Raw genomic sequence first — 22,036 nt, 5'->3', positions numbered from 1 at the left:
ACTTGAAAGGATCCCGATCAGATGGCTGAAACAATGAAATTCGCCGATCCGCGACTGGCCGAACTCGATGGCTTCGCAGTCAAGATCGATACTGCACGTCAGCGTGCGGACATTACGCTCGACCGACCACCGTACAACGTCGTCTCGATGGATCAGCGTGATCAGCTTCGTCTCGTTTTTGAAGCGCTGGACGCTGATGAGCGTGTACGTGTGATCGTTGTCGGTGGAGCCGGCGCACATTTCTCGTCAGGCGGCAATATTCGAGGCTTCCTGGAGGCATCTCCAGAGCACGTATCGCATCTGGCATGGAACATTGCCGCACCAGCACGCTGCTCAAAGCCCGTCATCGCCGCCAATCGCGGCTACTGTTTCGGAGTAGGTTTTGAGCTTTCGCTCGCATGCGATTTCCGAATTGCCAGCGAAACAACCCTCTACGCATTGCCGGAGCAGAAACTGGGCCAAATTCCGGGGTCAGGCGGCTCAGCTCGTCTGCAGAAAATGGTGGGCATAACCCGGACCAAGCACATCGTCATGCGTTCGAAGCGGATTAGCGGGCAACAGGCCTATGACTGGGGCATCGCAACGGAAGTTGTTCCCGATGCAGAGCTGGAAAGCGCCGTTGATGCTCTAGTCGAGGAACTGATCGCCTTCTCGCCCATCGCTCAGCGTACGGCAAAGAAACTGCTCAATGACACGGACGACGCAAACCTGTCGGTGGCTATCGAACTGGAGGGCCATTGCTACAGCCGTTTGCGCAATTCGGATGATTTCAGGGAAGGCGTCAACGCATTCCACGAGAAACGCGCGCCGAACTTCATCGGCAGCTGACCGTCAGTATCCGCGTTTGGGAGCGGGCGGTCTGAAGGTCTGGAGTCGGGAGCATGCAAGACGTCAGCTCCCGATCAGCTAAAGGGAGGAAGTGAAAATGGAAAAAAGACAGATTATAGAATCGGGTCCAGGGGTCGCCAGCGGCATAAGGGACTTGCCTAAACATCTGAATTTGAAGACGGCAAGCGCCGGACTTGTGGCCGCGATTTTCGGATGCTCGGGGCCTGCCTTGATCGTCATCGGCGGCGCCAACAAAGCAGGTCTCAGCAACGGCCAGACAGTTGCCTGGTTGTTTGCGATCTATTTTCTTGGCGGGTTGATCAGCATATTCCTGGCTCTGAGATACAAGCAGCCGGTGACGGGCGCGTATTCTATTCCGGGTGCAGCGCTTGTTGCCGGTTCTCTCGCCACTTTTTCGTTCGATCAGGCCATCGGCGCCTTCGTGATGTCAGGAATCATTGTCTTTCTTCTGGGGGTCAGCGGCCTGATTGGAAAGGTCATGCGCTGGCTGCCTATGCCCATAGTGATGGCAATGATTGCAGGTGCGTTGATCCGCTTCGCAACTGGTGCGGTGTCCGCGGTGGGGACAGCGCCGATAATTGCCGGGGCAGCAATTATTGCCTTCTTTGTCTCAATGCGCTTCATCAAGGCGGTTCCGCCTGTTTTGGCAGCATTGGTGGTCGGATTGATCGCTGCCTTTGCAACGGGTTCAGTAGGCGGTGGAAGTGCCGAAATCGCCTTTGTGATGCCGGAGTTCACTGCACCAGCATTCACCCTTGATGCGTTTCTCGCTATATCCATTCCGCTCGCACTCCTGGTTATCGGTGCAGAAAATGCGCAGGCAACGGGTGTGCTCATGGCGGAAGGGTATCGCCCTCCCATCAACATGATGACGACGATTTCAGGACTTGGTGGAATCGCGGCGGGTTTTCTGGGTGGCCATAATGCGAACATTGCCGGCCCGATGACAGCCATCTGCTCCTCGGAACAGGCAGGCGAGAACAAGGAAGGGCGTTACGCTGCGACGGTGGTAAACGGCGTTCTCTTCGGCGCCTTCGGCCTGATCGCCGGAGCTGCGGTTCCAGTGGTCATGTCATTGCCTGGTGCGTTGATTGGCACCGTTGCCGGTCTTGCAATGATCGGCGTTCTCCTGGCGGCTTTTCAGAATGCTTTTGGCCGCACACTTGGAAATCAGACTGGTGCATTTGTTGCTCTGGCAGTGGCGATGTCAAACATCTCAATACTGGGAATCAGTGCTCCGTTCTGGGCACTCGTGGCGGGCGTCATTGTTTCCTTTATCGTGGAACGGGATGGTCTCCTGACCCGGGCAACGGCCCCTTCTGAAGCCGTTTAATCGCTATTCGGCGATAGCAACATGGGGTGTGATTTCTACACCCCATGTTTCCGCAGGTTAAATATCAACGGATTCTGGGAACTGCGCGCTGAACAATAAACAGCACACTGCCCAGTCTTGAAATACTCCTGGATGTACCCGAAAATCGCCGATCGGTTCAGCTCTAGGGCCCTCACACAGTCCTAACCTGACGGTATTCGGTTAGGGCACGCTATGATCGCCCGTGTATAAGGTTGGTAAAGACATGCGGGCACGGCCAGGAGCATCACTTTCCCTGAAGCATTGCGGCGCAGGACAGGGACAAGATCAGCACGGCCATGCTTGAACGGCGCGAAAGCTATCGGCAGCTTTACGATGGGTTCCGCTGGAGCATCCCCCAGACTTTCAACATCGGTGTCGCAATCTCGAACGCATGGGCTCTGCGGGAGCCTGAGCGTATTGCGCTCTTCGAGCATCGCGAGAATGCCTGCCCTGCAACGCTGACTTATGGAGAGCTCGCAACGCTATCGGATAGCCTGGCGCTCGGGTTGGCAAAGACCGGCATAAGGCGGGGAGACCGGGTAGCACTTCTATTACCGCAATCGTTCGAAACTGCAATCGCCCATGCTGCCATCTACAAGCTGGGCGCTATTGCCGTACCCCTTGCCCTTCTTTTTGGCCCGGAAGCTCTCGAATATCGACTTTTCAGCGCTGGAGCGGCAGCCGTCATCACGACCAGCGACGGGCTTGCGAAAATCGCCCGCATACGCGATCGGCTACCGGCACTGCAATTGGTCATCTGCGTGGAAGGCGCAGGCGGCGGAGCGGAAGACTTACACAAGCTGATTGCAGATAGTTCCGGTCCCTTTGCCGCTGCCGACACCGGCCCTGACGACCCGGCCATGATGATCTTCACCTCCGGCACCACCGGCCCGCCGAAAGGCGCCCTCCACGGACATCGTGTTCTGCTCGGACACCTGCCCGGCGTCCAGTTTCACCACGAATTCCTCCCCCAGACCCACGACCGTATGTGGACGCCTGCTGATTGGGCCTGGGCCGGCGGTCTTCTCAATATCCTCTTACCCGGGCTCTATCTCGGAACGCCGGTTGTTGCGGGTCGGTTCGAAAAATTCGACCCTCAAACAGCGCTCGGTCTCATGGAAAGAATGAAAGTACGCAACGCCTTCATCCCTCCGACCGCGCTGCGCATGCTGAAGGCGGTCTCAGGGATTCGGAAACGGTTCGACCTATCGTTGCGCACCATCGGCTCTGGCGGAGAAGCCCTCGGGCGCGAAACCTTCGAGTGGGCCCGTGGCGAACTGGGGCTTCGCATCAACGAGTTCTACGGACAGACCGAGTGCAATCTGGTCCTCTCATCTTGTCATACGCTGGGGATTGGCAAACCCGGTGCCATCGGCCTGCCCGTGCCCGGCCATCGGGTCGAAATCATCGATGAGCAAGGCAGACCGGTTCGCAATGGGGAGCCCGGCGATATTGCCGTTCTGCGTCCAGATCCAGTTATGTTTCTCGGGTACTGGGAAAACGACACCGCCACCCGTGAAAAATTCGTCGGAGAGTGGATGACCACCGGAGACCAGGGCATTCGCGACGAAGAAGGTTATATCCATTTCGTCGGGCGCGATGACGACGTCATCACATCGGCTGGATACCGCATCGGGCCGACCGAGATCGAAGACTGCCTGACCGCTCATCCAAAGGTGGCGTTGGCTGCAGCCGTAGGCAAGCCCGATCCCGTGCGCACGGAGATCGTCAAGGCCTACATCGTTCTTCACGAAGGCATAGAGCCCAGCGACGCGTTGGCGGAAGAAATTCGCCTGTGGGTCCGGGAGCGTCTTTCAGCCCATGAATACCCCCGAGAGATCGCCTTTGTGGAATCCATGCCTTTGACCACCACTGGCAAGGTGATCCGGCGCCTGTTCCGGGAGCGCGCGAGAAACGAATAGCCGCCCGAGCACTTTTGGGGCGCGCTGGAAACCACTCAGGCCGCGTAGCGCCTGCGTTTGTGTTCATCGAGAAATTCAGGGATGTCCTTGGCAAGGATCGGCTTGCTGAAAAGGTTGCCCTGCGCCTCGTCGCAACCCATCGCGCGGATGATGCGCAGTTGTTCTTCCATCTCGACACCTTCGACGACCGTCGTCATGCCCAGTGTGAAAGCCAGATTGACGATGGTCTGTACAATGGCGGCCTGATCCGCGCTCTTTGTGATTTCCTTGATAAACAGCCTGTCGATCTTCACCTTGTCGAAAGCGAACTTTTGCAAATAGCTGAGCGATGAATACCCGGTGCCAAAATCGTCAAGCGATATGCGCGTACCGAGCTGGCGCAGCCGCCGGAGGTCTGCATGCAGTTTGCGGTTGTCCTCAAGCAGAAGTGTTTCCGTGATCTCAAGTTCGAGCCTGTGCGCCGGAGTGTCGGTGTCCACGAGTACACGCGCTACGGTTTCGACAATATCATCCCGTTTGAACTGCATCGGAGACAGATTGGCAGCGATGCTGATGTCGTCGGGCAGAGATTTCATCTCCAGACAGACTTGCCGCAAAACCCATTCACCCAGTTGAACGATGGCACCGGTATCTTCCGCGATTCCAATGAATTCATCCGGCGGAACAGGGCCATGAACAGGGTGGGTCCATCTCAGCAGGGCCTCGAACGTCGTCACCTTGTTTGTCCCCAACCCGATGATCGGCTGGAACACAAGATGGAATTGTTCGTCCAGATTGGCTGAGCGAAGTTCGGCCTCGAGCGCTCTGCGTCGCTGCAGCCGCTTGTTCATCCCATCCTCATAGAACCGGAACACCCCACGGCCATCCCCCTTGGCCTGGTAAAGCGCCACGTCCGCCTGCATCAAAAGGTCGTCCGCCGCTTCGCCCCCCGGAGCGGCGACTGCAATACCGACACTCGCGCCGGTCAGCACCTGATGCCCTTCGATGATATAGGGTTCATCGAGTGCATCGATGAGGCGTTTGGCAAGACTGCTCGCCTGCTCAGGCTTTTCGATGTTGCCCTGAACCACAACAAACTCATCACCGCCAAGGCGCGCCACCGCATCTGCCTCGCGCACCGTGTTGCGAATCCGCCCGGCCACTGCTCGTAGCAAAGCATCCCCGACGGGATGCCCGAGCGTATCATTGATGCTCTTGAAATTGTCGAGATCGACACACATCACAGCCGTGGAGAAGCCGCGTTCATTGCTGCTGGCAAGTATCTCCTCCAACTGCTCGCGCATCATCAAGCGGTTTGGCAGGTCTGTCAGCGTATCGTGACGCGCCATATAGGCGACCTGAGCCTGCGCCTTGTGGCGTTCGGTTATGTCTTCATAAGTAGCCACCCAGCCACCGCCTCGCATCGGCTGGTGCGAAATGAGGATGGTGCGCCCGTCTCGCAGTTCCTGTGTCAGCGTGTCGGATCGATTCTGCTCGATGAGCAGCGTTTGGAGCTGCGCAAGCTGCTCCGCTTCCTCCTCCGCGCTTGCACCAGCCTCGACCATATGAGCGATCAGCGCGTTTAGTGATGTTCCAAGCTTGAGTTGCTCCGGCGTCAGCCCGTAAATTCGCTCCATTTTCTGATTGCTGACGATAAGCTTTCCCTCAGCATCGAACATGCAAAGACCGTGGGACATGTTATTCAGCGCTGTGTTGAACAGCAGGTTCTGGGTAATCAGTTCCTCATTGGCCCGCCGTGCGGCATGCGCGCTGTCGCTCAATTCCGCGCTGGTGCGCAAAAGGTCTTCATTGGTCGCCTTGAGCCGCTGCTGAACACTGATCTGCAGCCGGTGTTGCCACCTCAGCATTGCGATGAAAATAAAGCCGGTTATGACGAGCGAAAGCGCCAACGCGGAAAACAGCCAATGAAGCCGGAGAAGCTCGCCCTGGTCCTTGGCCTGTGCTGTCGCACCATATTCGTTCGCCTTCGACGCCAGCGCCACCATCTTGCTTTCCAGTGGAGCCGTCAGATCGAGCGCCAGCTGGGCGTTCTCAGGTTGATCGATATCATCGATGAAGCCGCCGATCTGGCGCAACGCCGAAGCGAGTTGCTGCACCGTTTCCTGGTTTTCAGGCATGACCGAGACAAAGTTTACAAACTCGCCCTGCTCGAAAAGGCTGAGCCTGCTCACCATGATCTGGTAGCGCAGTTCCACATCCTGCTTGCTGGCCTGCGGCGGCTCAATCAGTATCGCTGCCAGCCTCTGCCGGAATCGCAGAAGCTCATTCATGCCCTGACTGGCGCTATAGGCGATGTTATAGCGAAAGATCTGCGTCAGAGCTTCCTGACGCTGAAAAACCAGGACCGAAATGTAGAGCGCCGCAACGGCCAGGGCGACCATCCCTATGGACAGCACTGTCTGCACCACGCGCGATGCTGTGCGGCGCCTCATTTTTCTTATCTCCGGGTCCGACATGGGCAAAGCCTGTCAGACGCCTACCGGACGGTAAAGCGTCGAACCTGCCAAACGGAACGCGAGTAGAATTTCTGCGTGTTGAGTTCCGGATCGGAATCGTAGGGATAGATGATGAAGAGCGGCCCCTTGTCGCTGATCGGCATGTAATTCCCATCCCGCTTATAGGCGAGAATGGTGCCATGGGCTGCAAAATCAGCGATCGGTACCGGTGCCTGGTAATCATTGAGCGCGGTAACGACCACCTCCTCACCGTCCGCCTTGACGAGAGCCATCAGCTCGGAGAGCAATGCCCCTTCAAACTCAACAGCACCGTCGAACCACGGAGTGCTCGTCCGAATTTTGGCCGACTTCAGCGCTTCAAGCATCGCAAGGTCGAAATCGGCAACGCCGTCACCGTTGGTTGCGCCGATATTGCCGTCGATCGTCAGAATGACATCCCCTTGCGGCTTTGGCAGGGCGGCGTCCTGAGCGAAAGCGGGAGTGACAAACGAGAAGAGCAGTATTGCTGCAACCGCAAACCAGCCTCCCGCGAGCTTTTTATTGTACATTTTTGTGCCTCTTTACTGGCGTAAACCCCAACGCGGCTAATCATAGTGTCGGCTAACCAAACAACAGGTTAACGGCGAGCTGATTTGCAACACACATCGCCCGCGATTGACACACCCCCCGACCGATGACAAAGCTCTAGACTTAGAGGACTATACATCAGGCACGCCGGCTCGCATAACGGCGGCTGGTCCAAACAATTCCCGACGCGGAAGACTGCGGGAAGTTCAGACACCCAAAAGCAAGAAATATCTTTTTAGATCAGGGGTTTAGGAAGTGGAAACGTACAAAGAGTTCACGTTCGAGGCAGCGCACAAACTGGAGCCCTATTCAGGCCTCCACGGTCATTCCTTCAAGGTCTCTGTCCATCTCGTCGGCGAGCCGGATCCCGTCTATGGCTGGGCTGCCAACCTCTACGAAGTAGAAAAGCAAATCGACGAGATACATAAAATTCTCGACCATACTTATCTCAATGACATCGAGGGCCTCTCCGTGCCTTCGCTCGAGAACCTGGCCAAGTGGATCTACGACAAGTTAGCGGAGAAATCCCCGGCTCTCCACCGCGTGGAGCTGAAGCGGGGCGCCGAGGGACAGGCCGAAGGGTGTATCTATCAGCCTGCCAAAGCCGCTTAAACAATTCTGACAGCCGTTTGACTTCTGCCAGGGATTTCGGGGAGCGATGCTCCCCGGTTACACGTTATTGGTCCGGGTTCGATAGAGCCCTATCCACCAGGCGCTCGGCATCCGGGCTTGCCCATTCCGCTGGGCCGTTCATATGCGCCAGCAGGCATCCGTCTTCGCCAATCAGCAGTGTTACCGGCAGCCCCAGTGCCAATCCCTGGCTCTTCAGATCATTGAAAATCTTCATGGAAGCGTCCCGGTAATAGGAAAGCGCCTCGATCCCGGTTTCCTGCAGGAATGCGGTAGGCTTTTCATCATCGCTCCGATCCACGTTCACCGCCACTACCTCGAACCTGTCGGAGCCCTTTGCGGCCTGCAGCGCATCGAGTGCCGGCATTTCCTCCCGGCAGGGCGTGCACCAGGTGGCCCATAGGTTCATCAGCACCACCTTCCCCGTAAAATCCGCCACTGTCATCGGGTTACCGTCCGGCCCATTGAACCCGAGATTCTTGAGGGATCGAGGCGGATCGGCGGCAAGCATTGCCGCGACGTGACCCGTTGCCGCATCGCCCACTGCTTTGGCCAGGGCCTGCTTTGCAGAACAGGCTGCATCACCGGCTTCTGCAACAATCGGCGTCGCCGCCGTGTTGCCATCCAGCCCGCCCTTCACGTATACCGCAAGCGCACCCGCAATGGCGCCCGCGGCGACAGCCAGGACGACCAGACGGAGTGCCGGGAATTTTTGTTTCTGCTTCGACATTCTTCTTTCCACACTAGCGCCCGGTTATCATGATGAGCGAAGACCAAGCCAGCAACCGCATGTGGGGTGGACGTTTTGCCTCAGGACCCGATGCCGTCATGGAGGCAATCAACGCATCCATCGGTTTCGACAAGAAGCTTTACGCCCAGGACATCCGCGGCAGTCTGGCCCATGCCGCAATGCTGGCGAAGACTGGCATAATTTCGGCGGAAGACGAAAAAAAGATCGTTCACGGGCTGAACACGATCCTGTCAGAGATCGAGGCTGGTAAGTTCACCTTCTCCGCGCAGCTCGAAGACATTCACATGAATGTCGAGGCGCGGCTGGCGGAGCTGATCGGTCCCGCCGCCGGCCGCCTGCACACGGCGCGTTCGCGCAATGACCAGGTGGCGCTCGATTTCCGGCTCTGGGTGAAGGAAGAGCTGCTGCGCATCGATGCCGCTCTTGGTGGTCTCATCGAAGCGTTTCTCACCCGTGCCGAAGAGCACGCCGCCAGCGTGATGCCGGGCTTCACGCATCTCCAGTCGGCTCAGCCGGTAACGTTCGGCCATCATATGATGGCTTATGTCGAGATGTTTGGCCGTGACCGTTCGCGCGTGCGAGACGCTATCGAGCGGCTGGATGAAAGCCCGATCGGCGTGGCCGCCCTTGCCGGAACCGGCTTCCCGGTCGACCGTCACATGACAGCCGAAGCGCTCGGCTTCCGTGAACCGACACGCAACTCCATCGATACGGTCTCGGATCGGGATTTCGCTCTCGAATTCCTGTCGATCTCAGCCATCTGCGCCACACATCTCTCGCGTCTGGCCGAGGAAATCGTCATCTGGTCGACGCCGCAGTTCGGCTTCGTGCGCCTGTCGGACTCCTTTTCCACCGGCTCCTCCATCATGCCGCAGAAGAAGAACCCGGACGCCGCCGAGCTGATCCGCGCCAAGACCGGCCGCATCAATGGCGATCTCATTGCCCTTCTGACAGTCATGAAGGGCCTGCCGCTTGCCTATTCGAAGGACATGCAGGAAGACAAGGAAGCCGTCTTCGACGCTGCCGAGACACTCGACCTGATGCTGGCGGCGATGACCGGCATGGTGGGCGACATGGAGATCAATACGGTAGCCATGAAAAAGGCAGCCGGAGCCGGCTTCTCCACCGCCACCGATCTTGCCGACTGGCTGGTGCGCGAGGCGGGCCTGCCGTTCCGCGAGGCGCATCACGTGACAGGTCGCGCCGTCGCCCTTGCCGAAGAAAAGAAGTGCGGGCTGGAAAAACTTGCGCTTGAAGACCTCAAGGCAATCAACCCGGCTATACACGAAGGTGTGTTCTCGGTTCTCTCGGTCGGAAATTCCGTAAAGAGTCGAACGTCTTTCGGAGGAACGGCGCCTTCCGAGGTACATCGTCAGATACGCTACTGGAAGAAACGTTTGAAACGGGATGCACCCCCCGGCAAAAAGCGCTAAAACGCAGCGTACGCATTTTCGAGGAATGGAACGCTCATGACGGCCCGCCGCACGCTCACCCTTGTCATGCTCGGTCTCGCGCTGGGCCTTGCCGCCTGCGGGCGCAAGGCACCGCTTGATTCGCCCTACGAGGCGGCAGTGGATGCGCGCAAGGAAGCTGAGCGAAACGACCAGCCCGTACCGCCGGCACCAGAGAAACCGGTTGAGGATCGTCCATTCATTCTCGATGGTCTTCTCTAGAACAGAGCCGAAAGGGCCTGCGCCGCGCGGCGGCGCAACCCCGCGTCCAATCGCACAGCCGAAAGTATCCTGCCGTGAATCATTTCGAGTATCGTGACGGCGTCCTGCATGCCGAAGACGTGTCGGTGCCCTCCATCGCGGAAGCCGTCGGCACCCCGTTCTACTGCTATTCCACGGCAACGCTGACGCGCCACTACCGTGTCTTCTCGGCAGCCTTCGAGGGGCTCGACGCGCTCGTCTGCTACGCCATGAAGGCGAACTCCAACCAGGCTGTTCTCACCACGCTCGCCCGCCTCGGCGCCGGCATGGACGTGGTCTCCGAAGGCGAGTTGCGCCGCGCGCTGGCCGCAGGCGTGCCTGCCAACAAGATCCTGTTTTCCGGTGTCGGCAAGACCGCGCGCGAAATGGACTTCGCGCTCCAGGCCGGCATCCTCTGCTTCAACGTCGAATCGATGCCCGAGCTCGAGCAGCTTTCGGCGCGCGCCACCGTGCTGGGGCTAACGGCCAATGTATCGCTGCGCATCAACCCGGACGTCGACGCGAAAACACACAGGAAAATCTCCACCGGCAAGGCCGAGAACAAGTTCGGAATCAGCTGGAAGGACGCCCGCGCCGCCTATGCGCGGGCCGCGGAGCTTCCGGGCCTCAAGGTAACTGGCATCGACATGCATATCGGCAGCCAGATCACCGAGCTGCAGCCCTTTGACGATGCTTTCGCTCTGCTGACGGAGCTGACCGAAACCCTGCGCGCCGACGGCCACGCCATCGAGCATGTGGATCTCGGCGGTGGTCTTGGCGTTCCCTACGCAGAGGATGGCGACCAGCCGCCCCTGCCCGACGCCTATGCCGAGATCGTGCGCAAGCACATGAAGAAACTCGGCCTCAAGGTCATGCTTGAGCCGGGCCGTCTGATCGCCGCCAATGCCGGCATCCTCGTCTCTGAAGTGATCTATGTGAAAGAAGGCGAAGCGAAGAACTTCGTCATCGTGGACGCGGCGATGAACGACCTCATCCGGCCCACGCTCTATGAAGCCTTCCATTCGATCAGGCCGGTTTCCGAAGCACGGCAGGATGCGGGAACCATGATCGCCGACGTGGTGGGCCCGGTTTGCGAAACCGGCGATTATCTCGCGCTCGACCGCAAGCTTCCTCTTCTCAAAGCAGGTGATCTCATCGCCATTGGTTCTGCCGGCGCTTATGGCGCTGTTCAGGCCAGCACCTACAATTCGCGCCCACTGGTGCCAGAAGTGCTGGTGAATGGCGACCAGTTCCATGTCATCCGGGCCCGCCCCAGCCATGAAGAGCTGATCGGCCTTGATTCGATCCCGGATTGGCTCACGAATTGAAACGGCAATTGACGCGGATCACAATTTCGCGTGCCGCCTCGCCTTCGCCCGGTTTGCTGCTATCCTTGTAAAAGGTAGGGCGCACGATTCACGTGCGCTACGGCACCTTGCTGAGAGCGTCTATGGCTGAATTAACTCCAGGGCATGAACGCACACGCGGCCGCTTCGTTCGGCTGGCACACACCCGTTTCGCCACGCGCCTGATCATGGTCATGGAGCGGTTCTGGCCGCGCATCCTGCCTCTCCTGGTTGTCATCAGTCTGTTCATCAGCATCTCCTGGCTGGGCCTCTTCAGACTGATGCCCGACGCAGTTCGCTATGGCGTTGCCGCAAGTCTCGCTCTGCTTGCTGTCGCTTCATTCTGGCCTCTGCGAAGCTTCCGCCGCCCCACCTCCGCCGAGATCGACAAGCGCATTGAGCGCGCAAACCAGTTGGTGCATGAGCCCGTCGCCGCCCAATCCGACCGCCTCGCGGGAAATCGGGACGGGTTTGCCGAAGCGCTTTGGCGGGAACACCAGAAGCGGATGGCTGGCAAGCTCGACAATATCCATGGCGATCTGCCCAGAACGGGAGTGCCGGAAAGAGACCCGTGGGGTCTACGCGCCGCCGCTGCCCTGCTTCTGGTAACCGCTGCGGCCTTCTCCAGCAGCCCCTATGGCGGCAGCGTTCTGGACGCCTTCCGGACACATGGTGGGGCCGAAGTCGTACCGCCGCGTGTCGACGCCTGGGTCACCCCACCCGCCTATACACGCCGCGCCCCGATCTATCTTACGGCAGAGGCAAATCGCGACACAGAGCGATTTACCGTTCCGCAAGGCAGCATACTTGCGCTCCGCGTGACCGGTGGCTCCGGATCCGAAACCCTCTCCTACCTCACCACGGACGATGCAGAAAGCCTGATCGACCCAGAAGGCGCTTCCCAGAGCGAAGCTCTGTCGACAGACACATCCGCCCGGCGTTTTGCCGCAACATTGACGGAAGACGGAAAATTGCGTCTGAAGCGCGACGGGCAGGAGATCGAAGGCTGGCTTTTCTCGGTTACGCCCGACAATCCACCGGAAATACGCTTTGCAGAAGACCCGAAACGCGCTGTAAACGGCGCTTTGGAGCTCGCTTACGAAATTGAGGATGACTACGGACCGGCGGAAGCGCGGGCGATTTTCGAACAGGCCCGCAATGCCCCCGATGCCCGACCGCTATACAGTGCCCCTGACCTGCCTCTCACGCTGCCGCGCCGCGACGGCCGTACAGTGGCCGCAAAAACCTCGCGTGATCTCACCGAACACCCATGGGCCGGCAGTACCGTAAAGATGCGCCTACACGCCATCGATGATGCCGGTCAGGAAGCGCAAAGCGAGACAAAGCTGTTCGCTCTGCCTGAACGGACTTTCACCAATCCTCTCGCCAAAGCCTTGATCGAGCAGCGACGGACGCTCGCACTGGATGCCAATAAAAAGCCCCGCGTGCTGGCGATGATGGACGCGGTCATGACCTGGCCTGAAGAAACGCTGAAAGATCTGTCCCAATTTCTCGGCATCTCCGCCGCACGCTCCAGGTTGGAAACCGCGCAGACAGACGAACAACTTCGCGATGTCGTCGACTACCTTTGGGAGATTGCCCTCATCATCGAAGATGGCGACCTGACAGCGGCTGAAAAACGTCTGCGGCAGGCGCAGGAGGCTCTGAAGAACGCATTGGAAGAAGGCGCGAGCGAAGAGGAAATCGCCCGTCTTATGGATGAGTTGCGAAGCGCCATGCAGGAGTTCCTCCGTGAATTCGCTGAGCGTGCACAGCAGAACCCGAACATGGCGCAGCAATTGCCGGAGAATAGCCAGATGCTGAACCAGAACGACCTGGATCGCATCCTCGATCAAATCGAGGAACTGGCCAAGTCCGGAGCCCGCGACCAGGCTCGGGAGCTGCTTTCGCAGCTCGAAAACATGATGAACAATCTGCAAGCCGGCCGGTCCCAGCAGGGCCAGTCTGGCAACCAGCAATCGGAAATGCGCCAGCAGATGGACGAGCTTGGCAATCTGATGCGTCGCCAGCAGGAACTGATGAACGAAACCTTCCGCATGGACCAGATGCAGCGCGGGCAACGAAATCAGCAGGGACAAGAGGGCCAAGGCGAGCAGGGTCAACAAGGCGAGCAGGGTCAACAGGGCCAGGGTAACGGCCAGCAGCCCGGTGACGGCCAGGGCATGTCACCACAGGAGTTCGCGGATGCCATGCGCGGCTTGCAACAGGGTCAAGGGACGCTCCGGCAGGACCTGGAAAGCCTGATGCAGGGGCTCGAGGGGCTGGGCATCAGGCCGGGTGAAGGGTTCGGCGAAGCCGGCGAAGCCATGGGTCAAGCCGAAGGTGCGCTTGGAGAAGGTGAAGGCGAGCAGGCTGTCGGCGAGCAGGGACGCGCGCTGGAAGCGCTGCGTCGAGGCGCTCAGGACATGATGAACCAGTTGCAGCAGGCCATGCGCGGCGAGCAGGGCGGCGGTGAACAGGGTTTTCGACAAAGCAACAATGGACGCGACCCGCTCGGACGGCCGCAGGCAACCACGGGCCCGGATTTTGGCGATTCGGTAGAGGTTCCCGATGAGATCGACACCCAACGCGCGCGCCGCATTCTGGAAGCAATTCGCAAACGCCTCGGCGATGCCTTGAGCCCTGCACTTGAAAAGGAATATCTGGAGCGGCTGCTCGACATGCAGTGATCCGCCACGGGGACAGATCATAAGGCGCCCTATCTACCCTGAACTGTCAGGCAGCCAGTGCTTCGCCAACGCGCTGGCGAAGCTCACTCAGCGTGAAGGGCTTGTTCACGACACCCGAGACCGTGCCTTCAAGCTCCACCGCCCGTTCGCGCTGGTCCGCGTAGCCGGTCATAAGAAGCAGCCGAAGTCCAGGAAACGCGTCTGCAACGGCGCGCGCCATCTCGATGCCATCCATTGCCGGCATACGGATATCCGACAGGACAAGATCGTAACTTCCCTCCGTGGCATTGATCTTCTCAAGCCCCTCAAGACCATCACCCGCGGTCTCCACGGTATGGCCTGCGGCACTCAATGCGCGGGCAGTAAAATTACGGACGGACTCATCGTCCTCGACGATCAAAAGCTTAGCCATGGCCTGTTTTCACCTGATCCAATTACGCTTCGGTAAACGAGCCAGCCATCACTTGTTTAAAATATCGCCGCTCAGCTATCGCTCTCGGCATCGCCCTTGACGACACCCACGAATGGCAACTCACGGAAAGCGTGGGCTACATCCATGCCATATCCGACCACAAAATAGTCAGGGCATTCGAAGCCGACAAACTCGGCATCGACATCTGTCTGGCGCCGCGAATGCTTGTCCAGAAGCACAGCAATGGAAACCGACTTGGCTCCCCGCGAAAGCATCAGTTCCCGCGTATGCTTGAGTGTCTTCCCCGATTCCAGAATATCGTCGATGAGCAACACGTCGCGCCCACTCACATCATTGTCGATATCACGCAGCACCTTGATTTCGCCGCTCTCCGTTCCGGTGCCGTAGCTGGAGATCATGATGAACTCCACTTCCGGTGAAATGCCGACATCGTGCATGGCCCGGATCAAGTCCGCTGCAAAGATGAAAGAGCCCTTGAGCACGGAGATGACAAGCAGGTCCTCATAGTCGCGCGAAGCGATGTCCTTGGCGAGCTCCAGATTACGCCTGGCGATCGTCGAGGCTGAAAACAAAACCTCGATTTCCTTGCCGCGAACAACAGGCATGGGCGGCGAACTCCTGTCAGGGCACTTCCGGTAATCTTCGATAGCCGGAACCGCGAAACCAGATAATCTATGACGTGTGAAACGTCACAGAGACGGACTTGATCCCTTCCCTAGGCGCGACAAGCCGGCTGGAGAAGGGAAAGCGCGCGCCCGGGCCAAGATGCTGGGTGTTTGTCCCCAGAAAATAGCGCGTTGTCGAGCCGTTTTCCGTGAGAACGTTGATCGAGATCTGCGGAAGCAACACGAGACCATCGCCACCGTTGAGCGCGGCCCCGTCAACGATGAGCATGGCATTGTCTCCCTGCCGCTCCACCCGTGATGTCACATCGACAAGCTGAAGAACCTGTTGAGGCTGCCGGGTTGCAAGAACATTTAGTTCCCGAAAGAGGCTGTGCCCTCCGGATATCCAGAAGGCTCCAGCCGTGATCAAAGCCCCGAACATCCAGAAGGCCGGCCCGGCACGTGAGGTTGTCTGTCGCGTAGTCTGACCGCCCGGCCTAAGCATATCAAGGCCCGCCACGACTGGATCAGCAGACGGTGTGGATGGCGATGCAGAGACGGTACGGGCGGTGGAAACAATGGTTTCGAAGTCAGCATCGACAGTGTCACACGATGCCGCGCCCCGGGAGTGCGTTTGCCGCATCCGGTCGGGCATCATGATTTCACCCGAAACGGGGCGTGAGCTGTCAGAGTGCCTCATGCGGGCAGACTGTCCTTTCGTGATCCACCTTTCCGGGGTAAATGGAAATGGTTAATGCTTCGCCATCACGCATACCAAGCAAGAGTTAACTTGCTATTAACCATGCGGGTTGATGGTCTGGCAGCATGCGTCCAGGCAGCGTCCGCCACTCACAGAACGCAGGTTCCACGTGATTCGATTTGAAAATGTCGGCCATAGGTATGGGATGGGTCCGGAAATTCTCCGTGACGTCTCCTTTCACCTGCCCGAACGTTCCTTCCAGTTTCTCAGCGGCCCCTCAGGCGCAGGCAAAACAACGCTGCTGCGCCTGCTGTTCATGTCTTTGAAGCCGACCCGCGGGCTCATCACGATTTTCGGCAAGGATCGCTCCGCGATCACGCGCACCGAACTCCCGCTCCTCCGGCGCAATATTGGCGTCGTGTTCCAGGACTTCCGTCTCCTCGACCATCTCACCACCTACGAGAACGTGGCGCTCCCTCTGCGCGTACGCGGGCGGGAGGAATCCACTTATCGCAGCGATGTGATTGAGCTGTTGAAATGGGTGGGGTTGGGTGAGCGCATGCATGTCCTGCCACCCATTCTATCAGGCGGAGAGAAGCAACGCGCAGCCATCGCCCGTGCGCTTATTGAGCAACCGCGCATCCTTCTGGCCGATGAGCCGACCGGCAATGTGGATCCGCAACTGGCTCGCCGCCTGCTTCGGCTTCTCATCGAGCTGAACCGTCTCGGCACCGCCGTTCTTATCGCCACCCACGATCTCGGCCTGATGGATCAGGTGGATGCACGCCGCATGGTTTTGTCCGGCGGAAGGCTCGAAATCTATGACTGAGACCAAGCGCCTCCTGAAAAATCTCGGCACACGCATCAGTTCTGGCGCGCGCGGGGCGGTCTCTCGCAAGCAGATGCCCATCGTGCCTCCAGACAATGTGGCCGGCCGCGCCATGGTTCTTGTCATAGCGATCATGACATTTCTGTCCTGTCTCACGCTGGGCGCGGTAACCCTCGTGCGGGATACGGCGGCAACCTGGCAGACGCAGATCGCCCGCGAGGCGACAATTCAGATCAAGCCGGAGGAAGGGCTGGATATGGCATCCGCCCTCGCCCAGGCGCGCGATATTGCTGCAAGCTATCCTGGCGTCGTCGATGCCACTGTCGTCGATGCTCAAGCCACCGCCCGACTTCTGGAGCCATGGCTTGGGACGGGTCTCGACATCGAGAGCCTCCCCGTACCGCGACTGGTGATCGTTACCATCGATCCATTGTCGCGTCCCGATTTCGCCGCTATGCGCTCGCAATTGCAGGAGACCGTGGCAAACGCCACACTGGACGACCATCGTACATGGGTTGACCGATTGGTCGCCATGGCCCGGACCACGGTCACAATCGGCATGTCAGCGCTCGCCCTCATGCTTTCGGCGACAGCTCTGACCGTGATCTTCGCCACCCGTGGCGCCATGGCGGGAAACGGCCACATTATCGAGGTGCTGCATTTCGTCGGCGCGGAAGCGCCATTCATTGCCTCCCAGTTCAGACGCCATTTCCTGCTCGCCGGCATGAAGGGCGCAGCCGCCGGAGGAATCGGTGCGATCCTCGTTTTCGTCGGCTTTTACTGGTGGTCTTCCCGAAACATGGCCACTCCGGAAGCCGATCAGGCTACTGCACTTTTCGGAAATTTCGCGATTGGCCCCTCAGGTTATATCGGGGTTGGCGCCATTGTCGTCGTTATTGCTGTTCTGACCGCTGCGACCACGCATGTCACCGTGCTATCCTATCTGAAGAACGTGGACAGCACTCACCCCGACAGCATGTAGGGCTCAACCGCATGTAGAGAGAAAGCGGCTTTCGCTTGTTGACCAGTACCTCGTCGACTATCCATTGCCGCAATTTATGGCTAACCATCACACCATGACACAAGAGCGCCAGAGCGGCCTCGACGGCCCGGAAATGCCTCCGCCACGCGGCAGCCGGTTTGGCATGCGCCGTGTGGTCCGGCTTGCTCTCTTGGTTTGCCTTGTTGCAACCTCTGCCTTCATTGCCGGCTTCGGGTTATTCGCCGATCATATTGGGCACCTTTCGGCCCCTCGCGATATCGACGATGCTGATGGCATCATCGTTCTGACCGGCGGACAGTCCCGAATAGATGCAGCGGTAAGCCTGCTCAAAGCCGGCAAGGGAAAAAGACTGTTGATCAGTGGGGTGAACCCCGTGGCACGAGCGGATGATCTGCGCATTGCGACCGGCAGCGAAGCGGAACTTTTCGATTGTTGCGTCGACATCGACCATGCGGCACTCGATACGATCGGCAACGCCGAAGAAAGTGCCAAATGGGTTCAGGCCAACGCGTATAGCAGCATCATCCTCGTAACGAACAACTATCACATGCCGCGCAGCCTCCTGGAGATGCAGCGGCTGCTGCCGGATTCGAAGGTCTATCCCTACCCCGTCGTCAACACCCCGCTCGACAACGGCGCTTGGCTCGCCAAGCCCGACGCGCTTCGCGTTCTTGCGACCGAGTATACCAAATATGTGGGAGCTCTTGTTCGCGAGGTTATTCCGCTGCCCCGCAACACTGGCGTGAGCACTCATGCGAAGCTTACCAAAGCGACTGTGCATCACGACTGACTTCCTCAGCGCTTTGCCTCACCGTCCTGTTGATGTAAGAGCCTCGCAAGACACCCAACGGGCCACCGTCATGCTCTTTATCCGTTCTGCCGTTTTCAACCTCGTTTTCTATCTGAACCTGATTGTTCAGATGTTGTTTTGGACTCCCCTGTTTTTCCTCTTGCCACGCAAGAAAGCCTGGTTCGTGCCAAAATTCTGGGCCGCTTCCAGCCTGTGGTTGCAGCGGGTCATTACGGGTGCGCGATCCGAAATCACTGGCCTTGAAAACCTGCCTGACGGTCCCTGCATCATCGCTCCAAAACACCAGTCGTTCTGGGATACGATTGCCTTCCTGCCAAACATTCCTGACGCACTCTATATTTTGAAGCGGGAGCTGGTCTGGATCCCGTTTTTCGGCTGGTACGTGGCGAAGATGCGCATGATCCCCATCAATCGCGGCAGCCGCACCAAAGCGCTGAAGCAGGCTGTTAAGTCAGCTCACGAACTGATGAAAGACAACCGTCAGCTCATCATCTATCCGGAAGGCACGCGCCGTCCGCCGGGGGCCGAGCCAGCCTACAAATACGGTATTGTTGAACTCTACGGCCAGCTCGGTGTCCCCGTGGTGCCGGTCGCACATGCTGCGGGACTTTTCTGGCCCCGGCGCAAATTCCTGCGCCATCCAGGGCTCATCCGCGCTCGTTTTCTGCCACCGATAGAGCCAGGCCTTCCACGTGATGTGTTTCAGGAACGTCTGGTCAGGGAAACCGAAACCGCCTGCGACGAGATGCTGGTGGAGGCCGCAACTTCTCCCAATCCGCCGCCTCTACCCGAAACCGCTCGCCGGCGCTTGAAAGAGCTCGGTGTTATGAAGCAATCAAGCACAAGCCAGACCAGCTAGACTGCTCCTGCCACCGTGTCGAGACGCGCCGCTACAGCTTCGAGCCAGTGATCGCGAATGTCGAGTGCCTTTAGATGCTCGACGGTGTTGCGGACATACTCCACATTGGGTCCCGATTGCCCGACAGATGCGTGAACCTGCCGCGCCGCATGGTCGATGTCGAGACTGCCCGCATACTGGCCATGGCTGCGGTCGACCACATAGGTAAGCGCAGTCACTGACGCTCCGCCGGCCAAGCGGATACCAACCCGGCGCTCCAGATAGACGTTGGTGACAAGTTCCCGTTCCCGAAGATAACCGACCACCTCACTTTCCAGCTCCCTGGGAACCCGAAAGGCTAGTCCGAGGCAGGAACCACCACGATCGAGGCCCAACACGAGCCCCGGGCGATCTGGAGTGCCACGATGAACATGGGAATAAATGCACAGAGCACGGCGATAGCCGTATAGCCTCGCCTTGCAGGTTTCAACATGCGCAAAACCCGGGCGCCACATCAGCGATCCGTAGCCAAAGACCCAAAAATCGTCCATATCGCCTGCCCAATGCTTGAAAGGGTGCTGCCGTCTCGCCATGACTAAAGGCGAACGGGTTAACCGGAGGACCACATGCCGTCAAGAAAACGCGCGGGACGCAGCTTCAGTCGCCGCTTCATACTGTTTGCGCTTTTCATCATTCTGGCGATCCTGGCTTATACCGGTGTCTGGTTCTACGCCGCCGACACGCTGGAACGCCGCACCATAACGGCCATCGAGAATTTGAACGTCGGCCATCAGCGCGCAAACTGCGAAGAGCCGACAGCGCGTGGCTATCCGTTCCGCATTGGCCTTTTCTGCCGAAGCGTGTTCTACGAGGATGCCAAAAACGGCATTTCCATCAGCGCCGGCGCCTTCCGCTCGGCAGCACAGGTCTATCAGCCAATGCGCACGGTCGGCGAGCTTGATGGACCTGCCCGCATTGCGACACCCTATCTCCCGGCCATTGAGGCCGCCTGGGAAAACATGCGCGTCAGCGCGCGCCTGACGACAAGCCTGCCTGAACGCATCTCCAGCGAGGCAAGAAATGTTGTCCTCACACTCGATGACGAGAGCCGCCAGCCCATCGCGCGCGCAGAATCGTTTCAGGCCCACACCAGGCAAAACGGGAGCGATCTCGACATTGCCGTCATTGCCCAGGCTCTAACAATCGATCCAGAGTTCACAAATGGCAGCGCGATGCCGGCTCTCGCTGGCGAATTGCTTCTGACTGTCGACGATGGCGTGTCCCTGGCTCGCTTGAATGCGCCCGGATTGCGTGGGCGTTCGGGAACAATTGAAAACCTTAGCCTGAAGATCGCGGGTGGAGAAGCCGGCCTCATCCTGAAGGGGCCCGTCCGCGTTGCAGAGAATGGGCTGCTGGATGCCGAACTGCGTGTGACGGTCAGCGAACCTCAGAGGATCGCGCAACTCGTTGGCACGATCCTGCCGGAAAAGCGCGACGAGATCGCTGGAATTACGGCAGGGCTCGCCAATCTGGGCACGGCACCGACCCTGCCGGTAAACATTCGCCAGGGCCGCGTTTTCGTCGGCTTTCTGCCGCTCGGATCGATCCCGCCCGTCCAGTAGCGCTTATGGCTTTTCGGGATGGGCCAATGCGTGCCGGCCGAAGTCCGGCACGTCGATATCCTGGCCCGCTTCGATGATGGAGCGCCGTATCGCACGGGTCCGTGTAAACATCTCGAAGAGTTTGTCGCCGTCGCCCCAGCGGATCGCACGCTGAAGCGCGGAGAGGTCTTCGGAGAAGCGTGCGAGCATCTCCAGAATGGCATCGCTGTTGTGCAGGCACACATCCCGCCACATCGTCGGATCGGAGGCTGCAAGCCGCGTAAAATCACGAAAACCGGATGCCGAGTATTTGATGACTTCCGACTTGGTCACCGCTTCCAGATCGTCCGCTGTGCCAACGATGTTGTAGGCGATGATGTGCGGCAGATGCGAGACGATGGCAAGCACCATGTCGTGATGCTGCGGGTCCATGCTGTCGACCATGGCGCCACACCGTTCCCAAAAAACCGTCAGCAGCGAAAGCGCGTCGGGATTGGTGTCGGGAAGCGGCGTGAGAATGCACCAGCGCCCTTCAAAGAGGTCTGCGAAGCCGGCATCTGGACCGGAATCCTCCGTGCCCGCGATCGGATGCCCGGGGATGAAATGGACGTTGTCAGGCAGGTGCGGCTGCATCTGCGCAATCACAGACGCCTTGGTTGAGCCCACATCCGTGACAATCGCCCCCGGTTTCAACCCGGGTGCGATGGCTTGGGCAACCGCACCGGAAGCACCCACGGGAACCGAGACGATCACCAGGTCGGCATCTCGCACTGCTTCGGCAGGATCCTGCTCGTAGACATCACCCAATTCCAGTTCGCGCGCTCTGGAGAGCGTCTTTTCGCTTCGGCTTGAAATGGCGACGGTCGATGCTAGACCGCCATGCCTGATCGCTCGCGCCAGCGAGGAACCGATCAGGCCGATGCCGACCAGCGCGATCTTTTCAAAAAGTGGGTCAGGCAC

21 protein-coding genes are annotated in these 22,036 nt (G+C 58.9%); 13 read left to right on the top strand and 8 right to left on the bottom strand.

The window, feature by feature from the left end; genetic code table 11:
- Nucleotides 1-21 precede the first annotated feature (21 nt).
- The 3 genes from H7H48_RS15695 (at nt 22) to H7H48_RS15685 (ending at nt 4,125) form a co-directional block, all read left to right on the top strand.
- On the top strand, nt 22-828 hold the full coding sequence (locus tag H7H48_RS15695) for an enoyl-CoA hydratase/isomerase family protein (RefSeq protein WP_229449961.1): 807 nt from the start codon (nt 22-24) through the stop codon (nt 826-828).
- A 154-nt stretch (nt 829-982) separates the two neighbouring features.
- On the top strand, nt 983-2,182 hold the full coding sequence (locus tag H7H48_RS15690) for a benzoate/H(+) symporter BenE family transporter (protein ID WP_229449960.1): 1,200 nt from the start codon (nt 983-985) through the stop codon (nt 2,180-2,182).
- Between the two features lie 317 nt (nt 2,183-2,499).
- Nucleotides 2,500-4,125, top strand: a complete 1,626-nt coding sequence (locus H7H48_RS15685; protein WP_229449959.1) for an AMP-binding protein — start codon at nt 2,500-2,502, stop codon at nt 4,123-4,125.
- 35 nt (nt 4,126-4,160) lie between these two features.
- On the opposite strand, the gene H7H48_RS15680 is transcribed toward H7H48_RS15685, so the two are convergent.
- Complete coding sequence (locus tag H7H48_RS15680; RefSeq protein WP_229449958.1) at nt 4,161-6,557, bottom strand: bifunctional diguanylate cyclase/phosphodiesterase; 2,397 nt, start codon at nt 6,555-6,557, stop codon at nt 4,161-4,163.
- Nucleotides 6,558-6,601: 44 nt separating this feature from the next.
- Nucleotides 6,602-7,129, bottom strand: a complete 528-nt coding sequence (locus H7H48_RS15675; RefSeq protein ID WP_229449957.1) for a molybdopterin-dependent oxidoreductase — start codon at nt 7,127-7,129, stop codon at nt 6,602-6,604.
- Between the two features lie 274 nt (nt 7,130-7,403).
- Between H7H48_RS15675 and H7H48_RS15670 the strand changes: the two genes are divergently transcribed.
- Complete coding sequence (locus tag H7H48_RS15670) at nt 7,404-7,760, top strand: 6-carboxytetrahydropterin synthase (RefSeq protein ID WP_229449956.1); 357 nt, start codon at nt 7,404-7,406, stop codon at nt 7,758-7,760.
- A gap of 64 nt (nt 7,761-7,824) precedes the next feature.
- On the opposite strand, the gene H7H48_RS15665 is transcribed toward H7H48_RS15670, so the two are convergent.
- Nucleotides 7,825-8,508, bottom strand: a complete 684-nt coding sequence (locus tag H7H48_RS15665) for a TlpA disulfide reductase family protein (protein WP_229449955.1) — start codon at nt 8,506-8,508, stop codon at nt 7,825-7,827.
- Between the two features lie 32 nt (nt 8,509-8,540).
- Between H7H48_RS15665 and argH the strand changes: the two genes are divergently transcribed.
- The 4 genes from argH to H7H48_RS15645 all read left to right on the top strand — a co-directional run bounded on the left by argH (nt 8,541) and on the right by H7H48_RS15645 (nt 14,256).
- The gene (argH, locus tag H7H48_RS15660; protein ID WP_229449954.1) at nt 8,541-9,962 is read left to right on the top strand and encodes an argininosuccinate lyase; all 1,422 of its coding nucleotides are present in this window, start codon (nt 8,541-8,543) and stop codon (nt 9,960-9,962) included.
- A gap of 36 nt (nt 9,963-9,998) precedes the next feature.
- Nucleotides 9,999-10,202, top strand: a complete 204-nt coding sequence (locus H7H48_RS15655; RefSeq protein ID WP_113153139.1) for a lipoprotein — start codon at nt 9,999-10,001, stop codon at nt 10,200-10,202.
- A gap of 74 nt (nt 10,203-10,276) precedes the next feature.
- On the top strand, nt 10,277-11,548 hold the full coding sequence (gene lysA / locus H7H48_RS15650) for a diaminopimelate decarboxylase (RefSeq protein WP_229449953.1): 1,272 nt from the start codon (nt 10,277-10,279) through the stop codon (nt 11,546-11,548).
- Nucleotides 11,549-11,670: 122 nt separating this feature from the next.
- Nucleotides 11,671-14,256 carry a TIGR02302 family protein gene (locus H7H48_RS15645; RefSeq protein WP_229449952.1) on the top strand — a complete coding sequence of 862 codons (2,586 nt, stop codon included), beginning with the start codon at nt 11,671-11,673 and terminating at the stop codon, nt 14,254-14,256.
- 46 nt (nt 14,257-14,302) lie between these two features.
- Here H7H48_RS15645 and H7H48_RS15640 read toward each other — a convergent pair whose 3' ends face one another.
- From H7H48_RS15640 to H7H48_RS15630, 3 genes are all read right to left on the bottom strand, one after another.
- A complete protein-coding gene (locus tag H7H48_RS15640) occupies nt 14,303-14,668 on the bottom strand; it encodes a response regulator (RefSeq protein ID WP_229449951.1) in 366 nt (121 codons plus the stop codon).
- A 71-nt stretch (nt 14,669-14,739) separates the two neighbouring features.
- Nucleotides 14,740-15,294 carry a hypoxanthine phosphoribosyltransferase gene (gene hpt, locus H7H48_RS15635; RefSeq protein WP_229449950.1) on the bottom strand — a complete coding sequence of 185 codons (555 nt, stop codon included), beginning with the start codon at nt 15,292-15,294 and terminating at the stop codon, nt 14,740-14,742.
- Between the two features lie 67 nt (nt 15,295-15,361).
- Entirely contained in the window at nt 15,362-15,583 is a 222-nt protein-coding gene (locus tag H7H48_RS15630; RefSeq protein ID WP_229449949.1) for a hypothetical protein, read from the bottom strand.
- 580 nt (nt 15,584-16,163) lie between these two features.
- Between H7H48_RS15630 and ftsE the strand changes: the two genes are divergently transcribed.
- The 4 genes from ftsE to H7H48_RS15610 all read left to right on the top strand — a co-directional run bounded on the left by ftsE (nt 16,164) and on the right by H7H48_RS15610 (nt 19,496).
- Nucleotides 16,164-16,823: a cell division ATP-binding protein FtsE gene (gene ftsE / locus H7H48_RS15625; RefSeq protein WP_223021660.1), complete on the top strand. Its 660-nt coding sequence runs from the start codon at nt 16,164-16,166 to the stop codon at nt 16,821-16,823.
- Nucleotides 16,816-17,805, top strand: a complete 990-nt coding sequence (locus tag H7H48_RS15620) for an ABC transporter permease (RefSeq protein ID WP_229449948.1) — start codon at nt 16,816-16,818, stop codon at nt 17,803-17,805. Before ftsE ends, H7H48_RS15620 begins: the two co-directional genes overlap by 8 nt.
- Before the next feature lie 163 nt (nt 17,806-17,968).
- On the top strand, nt 17,969-18,616 hold the full coding sequence (locus tag H7H48_RS15615; protein WP_229450102.1) for a YdcF family protein: 648 nt from the start codon (nt 17,969-17,971) through the stop codon (nt 18,614-18,616).
- A 70-nt stretch (nt 18,617-18,686) separates the two neighbouring features.
- The gene (locus H7H48_RS15610) at nt 18,687-19,496 is read left to right on the top strand and encodes a 1-acyl-sn-glycerol-3-phosphate acyltransferase (RefSeq protein ID WP_229449947.1); all 810 of its coding nucleotides are present in this window, start codon (nt 18,687-18,689) and stop codon (nt 19,494-19,496) included.
- On the opposite strand, the gene H7H48_RS15605 is transcribed toward H7H48_RS15610, so the two are convergent.
- The gene (locus H7H48_RS15605; RefSeq protein ID WP_229449946.1) at nt 19,493-20,026 is read right to left on the bottom strand and encodes a gamma-glutamylcyclotransferase; all 534 of its coding nucleotides are present in this window, start codon (nt 20,024-20,026) and stop codon (nt 19,493-19,495) included. The genes H7H48_RS15610 and H7H48_RS15605 overlap by 4 nt on opposite strands.
- A 75-nt stretch (nt 20,027-20,101) precedes the next feature.
- Between H7H48_RS15605 and H7H48_RS15600 the strand changes: the two genes are divergently transcribed.
- Nucleotides 20,102-21,097 carry a DUF2125 domain-containing protein gene (locus H7H48_RS15600; protein WP_229449945.1) on the top strand — a complete coding sequence of 332 codons (996 nt, stop codon included), beginning with the start codon at nt 20,102-20,104 and terminating at the stop codon, nt 21,095-21,097.
- A 3-nt stretch (nt 21,098-21,100) separates the two neighbouring features.
- On the opposite strand, the gene H7H48_RS15595 is transcribed toward H7H48_RS15600, so the two are convergent.
- Entirely contained in the window at nt 21,101-22,036 is a 936-nt protein-coding gene (locus H7H48_RS15595; RefSeq protein WP_229449944.1) for a prephenate/arogenate dehydrogenase family protein, read from the bottom strand.

This window comes from Nitratireductor sp. B36 (assembly GCF_020833685.1).
Classification (GTDB): Bacteria; Pseudomonadota; Alphaproteobacteria; order Rhizobiales; family Rhizobiaceae; genus Nitratireductor.
Note: the sequence above shows the minus strand (reverse complement) of the source record. Positions and strands in the feature narration are given on the sequence as shown.

Coding starts and splice junctions, on each gene's coding strand:
- H7H48_RS15675 (WP_229449957.1), bottom strand. CDS start 7,129: ATGTACAATAAAAAGCTCGCGGGAGGCTGGTTTGCGGTTGCAGCAATA.
- H7H48_RS15615 (WP_229450102.1), top strand. CDS start 17,969: ATGCGCCGTGTGGTCCGGCTTGCTCTCTTGGTTTGCCTTGTTGCAACC.
- argH (WP_229449954.1), top strand. CDS start 8,541: ATGAGCGAAGACCAAGCCAGCAACCGCATGTGGGGTGGACGTTTTGCC.
- H7H48_RS15620 (WP_229449948.1), top strand. CDS start 16,816: ATGACTGAGACCAAGCGCCTCCTGAAAAATCTCGGCACACGCATCAGT.
- H7H48_RS15605 (WP_229449946.1), bottom strand. CDS start 20,026: ATGGACGATTTTTGGGTCTTTGGCTACGGATCGCTGATGTGGCGCCCG.
- H7H48_RS15630 (WP_229449949.1), bottom strand. CDS start 15,583: ATGCTCATCGTTGACGGGGCCGCGCTCAACGGTGGCGATGGTCTCGTG.
- H7H48_RS15655 (WP_113153139.1), top strand. CDS start 9,999: ATGACGGCCCGCCGCACGCTCACCCTTGTCATGCTCGGTCTCGCGCTG.
- H7H48_RS15680 (WP_229449958.1), bottom strand. CDS start 6,557: ATGAGGCGCCGCACAGCATCGCGCGTGGTGCAGACAGTGCTGTCCATA.
- H7H48_RS15610 (WP_229449947.1), top strand. CDS start 18,687: ATGCTCTTTATCCGTTCTGCCGTTTTCAACCTCGTTTTCTATCTGAAC.
- hpt (WP_229449950.1), bottom strand. CDS start 15,294: ATGCCTGTTGTTCGCGGCAAGGAAATCGAGGTTTTGTTTTCAGCCTCG.
- H7H48_RS15685 (WP_229449959.1), top strand. CDS start 2,500: ATGCTTGAACGGCGCGAAAGCTATCGGCAGCTTTACGATGGGTTCCGC.
- H7H48_RS15665 (WP_229449955.1), bottom strand. CDS start 8,508: ATGTCGAAGCAGAAACAAAAATTCCCGGCACTCCGTCTGGTCGTCCTG.
- H7H48_RS15695 (WP_229449961.1), top strand. CDS start 22: ATGGCTGAAACAATGAAATTCGCCGATCCGCGACTGGCCGAACTCGAT.
- H7H48_RS15645 (WP_229449952.1), top strand. CDS start 11,671: ATGGCTGAATTAACTCCAGGGCATGAACGCACACGCGGCCGCTTCGTT.
- H7H48_RS15640 (WP_229449951.1), bottom strand. CDS start 14,668: ATGGCTAAGCTTTTGATCGTCGAGGACGATGAGTCCGTCCGTAATTTT.
- H7H48_RS15600 (WP_229449945.1), top strand. CDS start 20,102: ATGCCGTCAAGAAAACGCGCGGGACGCAGCTTCAGTCGCCGCTTCATA.